At 70.9% G+C, this 11925-nt stretch carries 11 protein-coding genes; 9 read left to right on the top strand and 2 right to left on the bottom strand.

Annotated features, from left to right (window positions below):
* A partial coding sequence (locus tag E1200_RS24530; protein ID WP_131954432.1) for a glycosyltransferase occupies nt 1-1310 on the top strand: 1310 nt, incomplete at its 5' end.
* Nucleotides 1311-1342: 32 nt separating this feature from the next.
* Here the strand turns inward: E1200_RS24530 and murJ are convergent.
* On the bottom strand, nt 1343-3154 hold the full coding sequence (gene murJ, locus E1200_RS24525) for a murein biosynthesis integral membrane protein MurJ (protein ID WP_243708811.1): 1812 nt from the start codon (nt 3152-3154) through the stop codon (nt 1343-1345).
* Between the two features lie 204 nt (nt 3155-3358).
* Nucleotides 3359-4258 carry a Rieske (2Fe-2S) protein gene (locus E1200_RS24520; RefSeq protein ID WP_207933525.1) on the bottom strand — a complete coding sequence of 300 codons (900 nt, stop codon included), beginning with the start codon at nt 4256-4258 and terminating at the stop codon, nt 3359-3361.
* Between the two features lie 183 nt (nt 4259-4441).
* Here E1200_RS24520 and E1200_RS24515 point away from each other — a divergent pair, with 183 nt between their 5' ends.
* From E1200_RS24515 to E1200_RS24480, 8 genes are all read left to right on the top strand, one after another.
* Entirely contained in the window at nt 4442-5281 is an 840-nt protein-coding gene (locus E1200_RS24515; RefSeq protein WP_243708810.1) for an ABC transporter ATP-binding protein, read from the top strand.
* A gap of 377 nt (nt 5282-5658) precedes the next feature.
* Nucleotides 5659-6522, top strand: coding sequence for an ABC transporter permease (locus tag E1200_RS24510; RefSeq protein WP_165950444.1), 864 nt, complete (start codon nt 5659-5661; stop codon nt 6520-6522).
* Complete coding sequence (locus E1200_RS24505) at nt 6519-7415, top strand: ABC transporter permease (protein ID WP_131954429.1); 897 nt, start codon at nt 6519-6521, stop codon at nt 7413-7415. The genes E1200_RS24510 and E1200_RS24505 overlap by 4 nt, the downstream gene beginning before the upstream one ends.
* Before the next feature lie 64 nt (nt 7416-7479).
* Nucleotides 7480-8520 (top strand): ABC transporter substrate-binding protein, encoded by a 1041-nt coding sequence (locus E1200_RS24500; protein ID WP_131954428.1) that lies wholly within the window; start codon nt 7480-7482, stop codon nt 8518-8520.
* Nucleotides 8521-8533: 13 nt separating this feature from the next.
* Nucleotides 8534-9394, top strand: coding sequence for an IclR family transcriptional regulator (locus E1200_RS24495; RefSeq protein WP_131954427.1), 861 nt, complete (start codon nt 8534-8536; stop codon nt 9392-9394).
* Nucleotides 9391-10749 (top strand): amidohydrolase family protein, encoded by a 1359-nt coding sequence (locus E1200_RS24490; RefSeq protein ID WP_131954426.1) that lies wholly within the window; start codon nt 9391-9393, stop codon nt 10747-10749. Before E1200_RS24495 ends, E1200_RS24490 begins: the two co-directional genes overlap by 4 nt.
* Before the next feature lie 46 nt (nt 10750-10795).
* Entirely contained in the window at nt 10796-11443 is a 648-nt protein-coding gene (locus E1200_RS24485) for an isochorismatase family cysteine hydrolase (RefSeq protein WP_131954425.1), read from the top strand.
* A complete protein-coding gene (locus E1200_RS24480; protein WP_131954424.1) occupies nt 11440-11913 on the top strand; it encodes a (2Fe-2S)-binding protein in 474 nt (157 codons plus the stop codon). The genes E1200_RS24485 and E1200_RS24480 overlap by 4 nt, the downstream gene beginning before the upstream one ends.
* Nucleotides 11914-11925: the final 12 nt, after the last annotated feature.

Genomic DNA, 11925 nt, shown 5'->3' with positions numbered 1-11925 from the left:
GTTTTCTGGACGCCCCCTCCTGGACGACGGGATGTCGCTACGATTCCCCAGGGAGTGATCAATCAATGCGTATTCTGCTCGTCTCAGACAATTACCCGCCGAACCGGGACGGCGTCGCGACTTCCGTGGCGTCCCTGGCCGCGGGGCTGCGCGAGTGGGGCCACGACGTGGCGGTAATCGCTCCCCGAACCGGGACCCCGGCGCCTACCCGCGGGTATCCGACCTACCTGGCTCCGTCGGTCGCGACGGGGCAGGGCGGCTACAGGTTCGGCTGGATTTCACCGCAGACACTCGAACGCCTGGTCGAGATCTATAAGCCGGACGTGGTCCACATCCACACGCTGGGTTCGCTCGGCATACTCGCCGCGAGGCTCTGCCGCCGGACGGGCTTGAAATCCGTCCTCACCTGGCACACGGATCTGCTCGCCTATCGGGACGCCTATCCGCTTCTCAAACTGTGCATTCCCATCATGTACGCGGGCGGCCTCCTCCCGGAGAACGCGAGCGGCGTCGCAAAGCTGCTCGGACGGGCGGGTGTCGCGGCGCTGGCCGGAAACGACGTCGCGCCACATCACCGGCAGATGTTGTCAGCCGTCGCGGCCCTTTTCGACCGGATAATCGTCCCCTCACCGAAAACCGCGGCCTCGCTGTGTGAAATGTCGCCCTCCTGCGCGCCCTGTGTCATTCCCAGTGCGCCTGTCCGCCATGGCCCGCTGGCCCCCGAGTCGGCGCGGCGGCTGCGGGAGATGCGGCAGTCCGTCCACTCCGGAGATTCGGTCCTCGCATACGTGGGGCGCCTTTCCGCGGAGAAGAACCTGGACGTGCTCCTTCAGGCGATGGCGCATCAGGTGCTCCCCGCCGTCCCCGCCGCGCGGCTGAACATCATCGGGGACGGCCAGCGGAAGAAGTACGAGCGCCTGGCCGAGGTACTCGGCATCTCACACGCCGTGGCCTTCGCGGGGCCCGTGGCGCCGGAGCTCGTCAACCACCTGGTCGGCCCGTCCAGGGCACTCGCCCACCCATCGCTGACCGAGACGCAGGGGATGGTCATCGCCGAGGCGGCACTGGAGGGCGTTCCGTCGGTCGTCCTGGACGCCGAGCTCGACGGATTCGTCGTCAAGAACGACCGCACCGGATACGCCGCCGGTTCGGAGCAGCGCTTCGGTGAAGCGCTGGTGCGGCTGCTCCAATGTTCGGCCACCAGGGACCGGCTGGGCGCCAACGCGAAACGCCAGGCCACCGAGTACACACCGGCGCAGTACGCCTCACGGGTGGCCGACGTCTACGACGAACTCGCCTTCCCCCGCTGACCCCGGCCCGCTCTTACCCCGTGCCGTGCGCCTTAGCGGCGGAGGGCCTTTGTTCGGGCTGTTCGCAGGAAGACCCTTACCTCTTCGATGCGCAGGGCATAGGCCGTCAGGGCGAAGACCAGGCCGCCGATCGCGGAGCCCGCCAGGAGGGAGAGGAAGGCGGTGGCGGTTCCGCCGGTGAAGCCGCCGAGGAACCAGGCGACCGCGCCGCCCGCCGCGGCGCCGGGGAGGGTCGCCAGGTGGAGCAGGAGGAGGGTGCGGGAGATGCGGCGGCCGTCCAGGCCGTTGAGGCGCCTGCGGAGGATCTGGCCCGCGATCAGGAAGCCGACCACATAGTAGAGGCCGTGGCCGATCGGCAGGTAGATGACGATGTGCTCCGGCGGGGCCAGGTGCAGGACGAGAAAGCCCGAGACGCCGTGGATGGCGACGGGGGCGAGGGCGATGAGGCCGGGGGTGCGGGTGTCGCCCAGGGAGTAGAAGACCCGCAGCATCATCTGGAACAGCGTGAACGGGATGAGCGACACCGCGAACATCATGAGCACGTAGCCGATGACGTGCGCGTCGTCCACCGAGGCGCTGCCGCGGGCGTACAGGACGACCGCCATCGGCACCGCGAAGACCACCATCGCCACGGACGCGGGCACCAGCAGCACCGCCGCCAGCCGGACGCCGCGGGAGAAGTCGAGCCGGACGAGGTCCCTGCGGCCCGCGGCGACGTGGCCGCTCATCTTCGGCAGCAGCGCGGTGATGACCGAGACCGCGATGATCGCGTACGGGAGCTGGAAGATGACGAAGGCGTTCTTGTAGGCGGTGATGCCCGCCCCGGTCTCCAGCCCGGCCTCGGCCACCCGGGCGCCGGCGCGGGTGGCGACGTTCGTGCTGACCAGCAGGCTGATCTGCGCGACGACGGCGTACACCATCATCCAGCCCGCGTTCCGGACCGCCTCGCCGAAGCCGGACCCGCGCAGGCCGAGCCGGGGCCGCCAGCGGAACCCGGCGCGCCACAGCGACCACGCCAGGATGAGGGCCTGCAGCAGCTGGCCGGCGGTCGCGCCGAGTCCGAGGAGGGCGACCTGGCCGTCGGTGATGTCGTCGGGGGTGCGGCCGGGTCCGGCGATCCACAGGAAGAGCACGGCCGTCGCGATGATCGTGAGGTTGTTGACGACCGGTGCCCACATCGGGGCGCCGAAGCGCTGGCGGCTGTTCAGCATGGAGCTGATGACGCCGCTCGCCCCGATGAAGAAGATCTGCAGCAGCAGGAAGCGCGCGAGGGTGACGGCGACCTCGCGCTGGTTGCCCGTCCACTCGCCCGCGTAGACGGTGATGAGCACCTGCGCGCCGATGACCGCGACGAACGTGATGGCGGCGAGGGCGAGCAGCGTGACCGTCATGAACCGCTGCTCGGTCGCGACGCCGCCGTCCGGGTCCAGCCGGCGACGTTTCACGAGGAACGGCACGAAGACGCTCGCGAGCAGGCCGCCGATGAGCAGGTCGTACACGACGAACGGCACCATGTTGGCCGTCTGGTAGGCGTCGCCGAGCAGGCCGGTGCCGAGCGCGGCGACGATCGCGGCCGTGCGGATGAAGCCCGTCGCGCGGGACACGACCGTCCCGATCGCCATGACGACGCTGGAGCGGGCCAGGGACGGCGGGGCCGCGTGGGCGGCACCGCCGATCTCCTCGCCCTCCTCGCCGGGCCGGTCGGCGGTCCCGAGGTCGCCGAAGTCGCTCGGGTCGTGCCGGATCTCCAGCCCGTGCTCCGGACGGGACGGCGGCTCCTGCCGCTCGATCGCGTCCAGGACGTCGCCGGGCATCAGGACGCGGCCGGTGTAGCGGCCCGCCATCTCGTCGTCCCGCAGGTGTCCGGCCTCGGCGGGGCCGGGCTCCACGGCTGGGTCGCGCCTCACCATCGGCTCCAGGGGATCGGGGGTCACGGCTGCGACGGTGACGATCCCACATGTAACGGACCCGTCGGAAATCGAGTCCGAAAGCGGCCGCAGGTCAGGGAGCCGCGGAGCGCGCTCACCCCGCCGGCGCGGGGGTCTCCGCTAGGAGGTCGAGGTGCGGGTCAGGGGGCGGCGGTCGCCCTGGTGGATGCCTCCCTCGCCTTCCTCGTCGGAGGGGTCCGCCGGGGCGAGGCGGACCTCGATGCGGCCGTTGTGGACGCGGGTCTCGAAGTGCGGCTGCGGGCTGCTGGCCGGGCCGCGCTCGATGCCGCCGTCGGCGAAGCGGAAGACGCTGCCGTGCCAAGGGCAGGTGACGCAGTCGTTCTCGACCGAGCCTTCACCCAGGGGGCCGCCCAGGTGGGTGCAGGTGGCGGACATGGCGTAGATCGCCGCGCCCTTCCGGTAGAGCAGGACCTCCACGCCGGCCGCGTCGGCCGTGCGGTGCTCGCCGTCGGCCAGGTCGCCGTCGGCCAGCACGGGCGTCCACTCCGTGGGTTCCTGGTCCCAGGCGGTGCGGTTGACGTTGACGCCGTTCGCGAACGACAGGTGGCCGCCGAGGTAGCCGCCGATCGCCATCATGCCGAGGCCCGCGAACCCGAGGGCCTTGCCGCTGCCGCGGTTGCCGCGGTGGCGCGCGACGGCCGACGCCGCGTACAGGGTCAGGGCCGCGCCGTTGGCCCAGGCGTGGACGAGGCCGACCCGCCGGTCCGCGCCGAGGGTGTCGGACCAGTCGTTCAGGCCGGTGAGGGCGGTGGGCAGCGCGGTGACCAGGCCGGCCTTCACCAGCAGGTCGGCGGCGGGCTCGGACTCGCGGCCGCCGACGAGGTCCAGCAGCGCGGACATGCTCCAGGCGCCGATCGGGACGTCGGTGAGCGGTGGATGCAGCGGATGGCCCATCTTGGCCCCGCTGAGCATGTTGCGGATCATGCGCGGCCGGACCGCGCGCTGGACGACCTTGGCCACCGCCTTCGCGTATCCGTCGAGCGCCTCGGCCTCTTCCACGCGACGTATCGTCCTGTGCGGCTTCATCTGCGGGCCTCCCTGTAGCCACGACTCCACTCGTCCGCTCCCTATCCCCGGAACCGGACGAGAAACCCGGAGACCGCCTTTCACCAGGGCGTTAACAGTTGACGAGACGCCATCTCGCATTGTATAAATCGTGAACCCTGGTGCGAGGAGACCGCGATGAAATCCGATTCGACGCCCACGTCACCGACCGCCACCGCGGAACCCGCCGGTTCGGGAGCCACGATGCTCGCGGTGGACGGACTCGCGAAGTCCTATCCGAACAAGAAGGGCGCCGTCCGGGCGATCGAGCAGGTCTCCTTCAACCTGCACGAGGGGGAGTTCGTCTCGATCGTCGGGCCCTCCGGGTGCGGCAAGACGACCCTGCTGAGCTGCATCGCCGGCCTCCTCCCGCCCACCGGCGGCAGCGTGACGCTCGGCGGCCAGGCGGTGACCGGGCCGCCGCCCGGCCTGTCGGTCGTGTTCCAGGACTACAGCAGGTCGCTGTTCCCCTGGCTGAGCGTGGAGAGCAACGTCGGCCTGCCGATGAAGTCGGAGCGGGCCTCGAAGGCGGAGATCAAGCGCGACGTGGCGCGGCTGCTGACCCAGGTCGGCCTCGACCCGTCGGTGGGAGGCCGCTACCCCTGGCAGCTCTCGGGCGGCATGCAGCAGCGCGTGGCGATCGCCCGCGCGCTGATATCGCACCCGAAAGTGCTCCTCATGGACGAGCCTTTCGCGTCGGTGGACGCGCAGACCCGGACCGGCCTCGAAGACCTTCTCCTGCGGGTTTGGGAGGAGTACAACAAGACGATTCTCTTCGTCACCCACGACATCGACGAGGCGGTCTACCTTTCCGACCGGATCGTCGTGCTGTCCAAGAGCCCGTCCAGCGTCGTCGCCGAGCTCGAAGTGCCGCTGCCCCGGCCGCGCGACCAGTTCGCCACCAAGGAGAACCCCGTCTACGCCCAGCTGCGTGCGGAGGTCTTCCGCCTGGTCATGAAGGACATGCCGGCCGCCTAGCGGCGGCGTCCGCTTCCGGTCCCGCGGCGAGCCGATGCCGCCGGGATATGTCACCCGTGTTTCCAATTAACGGGTTGAGAAGGCAAGAAGAATAACGACTCGTACACCCGGCCGGGTGTTGCATGAGCATCCGGCCGGGTGTACGCAAGTGTGCCCATCCGCGGCCGCGGGCGATGCCTCCGGCCGTTGTCGCCGTGCACTTCGCATTCATCCGGCGAAAAAAGTCTTCCGCACTTTTCCGGACCGGCGACCCTTGACTTTCATGAGACGTGCGCCATACCGTCCGTCGAAACGCCATTACGTCCTCCGAGATGGACCCGACCTCGACGCAGAGCTGGAGCAGGCGTGCCCCCTTCCCTTCCGGCCGGACGGTAACGATGTCCTCCACAACCGTGCAGACCCTCGACGACGCCCCCGGCAAGCCCCGGGCCGCGGCCGGCGCACCCGCCGGGCCGCTGACGCGAGCGCTGCGGTCACCGCTGACGCTCGGCCTGCTGGGCGTCGCCTTCCTGATCGCGCTCTGGCAGCTCACCAGCGGCCTCGGCCTCGTGGCGCGCGACTCGCTGCCGGCGCCCTGGACGGTGGCGCTGCGGATCAAGGACTTGGCGGTGAGCGGCGACTTCCGGCTCCAGGTCCTCGACACGGTCTACACCTGGTTCCTGTCGATGGCGCTCACCGCCGCCGTCGCCGTCCCGCTCGGCATCGTGCTCGGCACGGTCGCCGCGCTGTACCGGCCGACGGTCACCGTGGTGCACGCGCTGCGCTCGGTTCCCGCCACGGTGTTCATCCCGGCGTCGGTGCTGCTGTTCGGGCTCGGGCTCAGCATGAAGCTCGCCCTGACGGTCTTCGCGATCTTCGGCCCGATCCTGCTGAACACGGTGTACGGCGTGCACAACACCGAGCCGCAGCTGCTCACCGTCGCGCGCAGCATGCGCTGGAGCCGGTTCCAGATCCTGCGCCGCGTGGTGCTGCCCTCGGCGCTGCCGTCCATCGTCACCGGCATCCGGGTGGCCAGCGGCATCGCCCTGATCGTGATCGTCAGTGTCGAGCTGCTCGGCGCGAGCTACGGCATCGGCACGGTGATCGTGAAGTACCAGGGCATCCCGCGGCCCGACTTCGTGTACGCCGGGATCATCCTCGCGGGCGTTCTCGGCTGGCTTCTCTACACCACGCTCGCGGCCATCGAGCGGCGCAGCCTGCCGTGGACGCGGCGCGGCGCGGACGCGGGAGGACGGTCATGACCGAGACGACGACGAGCACCCCGCGCGCCGAGCGGCCCACCGCGAGCCGCCGGCCCCCGCTGGGCGGCCTGGCCGAGGCGGCGTCCTCGGCGGGGACGGCGCTGGGCCGCGCGATCGCCTACTCCTGGATGGTCGTGCTCCTGCTGATCGCGTGGGAGGTGGCGTCCCGGCTGTACCAGTCGCCGTACTTCCCCACCTTCACCGAGTCCGCGGGCGCGTTCTTCACCAACTGGTTCAGCACCGACGCCTCGCGCGGCTTCGTCACCGAGCAGTTCACCACCGACCTCGGCTCCAGCATGGCGCGGGCCGGGCAGGGCTGGCTGATCTCGGTGGTCGTCGGGCTGTGCGCGGGCATCGCGCTCGGCGTCTCGGCGCGGGCCGCGGCGGTGTTCAACCCGATGATCAGGTTCGGGATGTCGATCCCGGCGACGGCGCTGCTCCCGCTCGCCGTGGTCGTGTTCGGCGTCACCGACGAGATGAACGTCTCGCTGATCGTCATCGGCACGGTCTTCCCCATCCTGATCAACACGATGGACGGGGTGCAGGGCATCGACCGCACCGTCATCATGACGGCGCGCAGCATGCGGATGGGGAGGATCCGCTACTTCTTCACGGTGCTGCTGCCCGGCGCCAGCCCGCAGATCATCAGCGGGCTGCGGGTGAGCCTCGGCATCGGGCTCATCCTCATGGTCGTCTCGGAGCTGTTCGCGGCGACCAACGGCATCGGCTACTACATCGTGCTCGCCTCCCGCCAGTTCCGTTACGTCGACATGTGGAGCGGTGTGCTGCTGATCGCGGTGATCGGCCTGCTCCTGAACGTCGCGTTCGCGCTCGTCGAGGCCCGCGTCCTCCGGTGGCACCGGGAGTCGCGCAAGCGAGCCGGCTCGGCGTGAACCCCCATCGCCGCGCCGGCGCGACGCCGCCGGCCCGGCACGCTTCGAATCTTGAGGAGTTGGCATGTCAACGAAGCAGACCACGCCACAGTCCCGCGGCGGGAACCGGCGTTCCCGGAAGTCGTTCCTGATCGCCGTCGGGGCGGCCACCGCGCTGTTCACCGCCGCGTGCGGGTCGCCGGGCGCGGCGTCCGGCGGAGACGGCGACGGCGAGGGCGAGGGCGGCGTCAGCCAGCTGAAGGTGACCACGCTGAGCCTGTGCAACGAGATCTCGGTGCTGTGGGCGCAGCAGAAGGGCATTTTCGAGAAGAACGGGCTGAAGGTCGACCTGGTGAAGGCCGGCGGCGGCGCGGCCGGGCTGGCCGCCGTGCAGGGCAAGTCGGCCGACCTCGCGTTCACCAACCCGTTCTCGACGATGCTCGCGATGAACAGCGGCATCGACCTGCGGTGGGTGGCGACGGCGTACGGCACGCCGAAGAAGGGCGAGACCCCCTCGAACGCGGTGCTCGTGAAGGAGGGCTCGCCGATCAAGGACGGCACGGACCTGGAGGGCAAGACCGTCGCGGTGAACGAGCTCGGCGGGATCAACCAGATCATCGTCCAGCAGTTCGTGACGGACGCGGGCGGCGACCCGTCGAAGGTCAAGTTCGTCGCGCTGCCGTTCGGTGAGCTGGCGTCGGCGGTGGCGTCCGGCAAGGTCGACGCCTCGCAGGCGCCCGAGCAGTACTCCAACACCCCGGGCGTCAAGAGCCTCGGCGACCCCTACATGGAGGTCGGCAAGGACAAGTGGCTGGTCTTCGCCGGCTACGTGGGGACCGCCGACTTCGTCGACAAGAACGAGGAGTCGATGAAGAAGTTCCTCGCGTCGCTGAAGGAGGCCAACACCGCCATCAACGACGAGGCCAACCAGGACGAGAAGTACAAGATCGAGGCCGCGCACTGCGGGCAGGACGCCAAGAAGCTGGCGACCGACCCGGAGAACCCGTACTTCGCGGACGTCCCGATGGACGCCATGAAGCAGATGGCGCAGATCCTCGTCGACCAGGGCCAGACCGAGAAGCTCCCGGACGTGGAGAAGCTCGTTCCGGAGTACTCCCGGAGCTGAGGAGCTCATCGCGATGGGACGGGGCCCCGGCACCGGAACGGGCGTGAACGGGACGGGCGGGGGGCCGCCGGACGGCGCGTCCCCCGTCATCCAGTCGGTGCAGCGCGCCGCGACGGTCCTGGACGCGTTCACGGTGAGCCGGCCGCGCCTCACCCTCAACGAGCTCACGGCGCGGCTCGGCGTCAGCAAGCCGACCGCGCACCGCTACACCAAGGCGCTGCGCGCCGCCGACCTGCTGCGGTTCGACGCGGCGACGGGCCTGTACTCGCTCGGGCCGCAGATCCTCACGCTGGCGGCGGCGGTGCGGTCCGGCCACCCGATCATCAGCGCCTCCGGCCCGTTTCTGGAGGCGCTGGTGAACGAGGTGAACGAGACGGTGGTGCTGAGCGTGTGGGACGGCGAGGGCCCCATCGTGGTGCGGGTCGACGACAACGCCAACCGGCTGGTGCGGATCAGCATCCGGGCGGGGTCGCGGCTCTCCCTCGAATCGGCGCAGGGGCGGCTGTTCTGCGCGTTTCTGGACCCCGCGGCCGTCCCGGGCCTGGCCGGGCGGCTGCGCCGGTCGCGGGAGCTGCGCGCCGAGCTCGCGGAGATCCGCGCGCGGCACCTCGCGACGAACACGCCGCAGGCGACGGGCGTGCGGACGCTCGCGGCGCCGGTGTTCCAGGACTCCGGCATCACCGCGGCCATCGCGATCGTCGGCACCACCGTCACGATCCCGCCGGACTGCGACTCGCCCATGGCGACGGCGCTGGTGCGGGTCGCGGCGGGCCTGACCCGGGAACTCGGGTCGGCCGCCCGCGCGGGCGGCCAGGCCGGCCCGCCCGGACCGAGCCGTCCTTCCACCTCTACGAACAGGAGCCTTCCACCATGAGCGCAGACCTCGCGCTGCACAACGCGGAACTCGTGACGCCGAAGGGGCGCGTACACGCCGGTGTGGCGGTGCGGGACGGCAAGATCATCGCGATCGGCCGGGACGCCGACCTGCCCGCCGCCGCCGAGACGATCGACTGCGGCGGCCGCCCGGTGCTGCCGGGCATCGTCGACCCGCACGTCCACCTGGGCGGCGGGGTGCCGTACGAGGAGCTGTGCGAGACCGAGTCGGTCTCGGCGGCGATCGGCGGCATCACCACGCTGCTGCAGTACAAGCGCAGCGCGACCTCGCTGCTCGACACGTTCGAGAAGGAGCGGGAGGTCGCGGCGGCGCACAGCTCGTTCGACACCGCGTTCCACTTCATCCTCAACTCGATGGCCCAGATCGAGGAGATCCCCCAGTACGCCGAGCGGTTCGGGGTGCGCAGCTTCAAGTTCTACATGGGCGGATACCCGGAGGGTAACCCGATCGGCCTGGTCACGGTGTCCGACGCCGACCTGTACGAGGCCATGGCCCGCATCCGCGGACTCGGGCCGTACGCGCGGTGCATGGTGCACTGCGAGGACGACGCGCTCGTGGAGCACCTCACCGAGCAGGTCAAGGCGAGCGGCCGCAACGACCTGGCGGCCTACACCGACTCGCGGCCCGGCTTCGTGGAGGAGCAGGACATCCTGCGCGCGATCTGGCTCGCGGAGCTGCAGAAGTCGCCCCTCTACATCCCGCACACCACGATCGGCGCCGGGATCGACGCCGCCCACGCGGCCCGGGAGCGCGGCGCGGACATCGTGCTGGAGACCTGCCCGCACTACCTGGCCCTCACGATCGACGACCAGCGGCTCGCCGAGCAGGGCGCGGGCGTGGGGAAGGTCGCCCCGGCGCTGCGCGGCGAGGAGGACCGGCTGCGCCTCTGGGACGGGCTCCGCGACGGCAGCATCAAGACGATCGGGTCCGACCACGTCCCGCTGGTGAAGACCGGCGCGGCGCTGTGGGAGGAGAAGCCGGGCTTCGCCGGGCTCGCGACCATGCTGCCGGTGGTGCTGACCGAGGGCGTGCTGAAGGGCCGCATCGAGCTGGAGCACGTCGCCGCCGCGATGGCGGAGAACCCGGCCCGCATCTTCGGGCTCTACCCGCGCAAGGGCGCGATCGCCGTCGGCGCCGACGCCGACTTCGTCGTGGTGGACCTCGACACCGAGCGAGTCGTCGGCCCGGACGTCACCCGCAGCAAGTACACCAGCGCGTTCGAAGGGATGGCGCTGAAGGGCTGGCCGGCGCTGACGATCCGGCGCGGCGAGGTCCAGCTCCGCGACGGCGAGGTGTCGGTGCGCCCGGGGTCGGGCCAAGTGCTGCGCCCGTGACGCGCATCCACGACGAACAGACCAGACGAGCAGTACGGAGGACGCCATGCCGCTTGACGTGACACTCGACCCCGCCGAGGTCGGCCTGCTGGTCATCGACCTGCAGAACGGTTTCTGCCACCCGGAGGGCTCGCGCGGGCGCGCGTTCGGGGCGGACAGCGTGGCCAAGCCCCGCGAGATGGTGCCGCACGCCCTGAACCTCGTCGAGCGCTGCCGCGCGCTGGACATCCCGGTGTGGTTCACGCGCCAGGTCCACTTCCCCGGCGACCGCAACCGGGCGCGCCGCCGGATCCCGTCCCACCTGGACCGGCGCGGGGTGAAGCTCGACCTGTGCCACCAGGGCACCTGGGACGCGGAGCTGCTGGACGAGGTGAAGGAGCACGTCCGCAGCCAGGACGAGGTCATCGTCAAGCACCGCGCCAGCGGCTTCTACAACACGCGGCTGGAGAGCGTGCTGCGGATGAGCGGCGTGCAGGTGCTCATCGTGGCGGGGACGACGACGAGCTTCTGCGTCGACTCCACCATCCGGGACGCGTACGCCCGCGACTTCGACGTGGTGGTACCGGCGGAGTGCGTCGCCGACACCGACGACGCCGCGCACGCCGCGGTCCTCGCGAGCACCGACCGCTTCCACGGCGTGGTGACGAGCACGGACGAGCTGATGGGCGCGCTGCGGCCGGGCACCGGGCGATGACCGCCTCGCGGCGGGCGGAACTCGACGTGAACGGCACCGTCGTCGAGGTCGACGTGCGGCCCGGCGAGCCGCTGCTGTCGGTGCTGCGCGGCGGGCTCGGGCTGCGCGGCGCGAAGGAGGCGTGCGGGCGCGGGGAGTGCGGGGCGTGCACGGTGCTGCTCGACGGCGTCCCGGTGATGTCGTGCGTGCTCATGGTCGAGGAGGCCGAGGACGGCCGGATCACGACCGTGGAGGGGCTCGCGGACGAGCACCGCGAGCTGCGGCGCGCGTTCGCCGAGACCGGCGGGTTCCAGTGCGGGTTCTGCACGCCGGGGCAGGTCGTCCGGGCGGGCGCGCTGCTCGGCGAGGCCGCGGGGCTCAGCGACGAGGAGCTCCGGGTCGCGATGTCGGGGAACATCTGCCGCTGCACCGGCTACACGCAGATCGTCGGCGCGATCCGGCGGGCGGCTGGGCACCGGGAGAGCGCATGACGCCTCCCACCG

This window comes from Actinomadura sp. GC306 (assembly GCF_004348665.1).
Classification (GTDB): domain Bacteria; phylum Actinomycetota; class Actinomycetes; order Streptosporangiales; family Streptosporangiaceae; genus Spirillospora.
The sequence above is the reverse complement of the archived record's forward strand: the minus strand, read 5'-3'. Positions and strand labels throughout refer to the sequence as shown.

What these genes read in the sequence shown, in the direction of transcription:
- E1200_RS24480 (WP_131954424.1), top strand. Translation starts at nt 11,440, where the DNA reads ATGACCGCCTCGCGGCGGGCGGAACTCGACGTGAACGGCACCGTCGTC.
- E1200_RS24495 (WP_131954427.1), top strand. Translation starts at nt 8,534, where the DNA reads ATGGGACGGGGCCCCGGCACCGGAACGGGCGTGAACGGGACGGGCGGG.
- E1200_RS24510 (WP_165950444.1), top strand. Translation starts at nt 5,659, where the DNA reads ATGTCCTCCACAACCGTGCAGACCCTCGACGACGCCCCCGGCAAGCCC.
- murJ (WP_243708811.1), bottom strand. Translation starts at nt 3,154, where the DNA reads ATGGCGGGCCGCTACACCGGCCGCGTCCTGATGCCCGGCGACGTCCTG.
- E1200_RS24515 (WP_243708810.1), top strand. Translation starts at nt 4,442, where the DNA reads ATGAAATCCGATTCGACGCCCACGTCACCGACCGCCACCGCGGAACCC.
- E1200_RS24500 (WP_131954428.1), top strand. Translation starts at nt 7,480, where the DNA reads ATGTCAACGAAGCAGACCACGCCACAGTCCCGCGGCGGGAACCGGCGT.
- E1200_RS24485 (WP_131954425.1), top strand. Translation starts at nt 10,796, where the DNA reads ATGCCGCTTGACGTGACACTCGACCCCGCCGAGGTCGGCCTGCTGGTC.
- E1200_RS24490 (WP_131954426.1), top strand. Translation starts at nt 9,391, where the DNA reads ATGAGCGCAGACCTCGCGCTGCACAACGCGGAACTCGTGACGCCGAAG.
- E1200_RS24505 (WP_131954429.1), top strand. Translation starts at nt 6,519, where the DNA reads ATGACCGAGACGACGACGAGCACCCCGCGCGCCGAGCGGCCCACCGCG.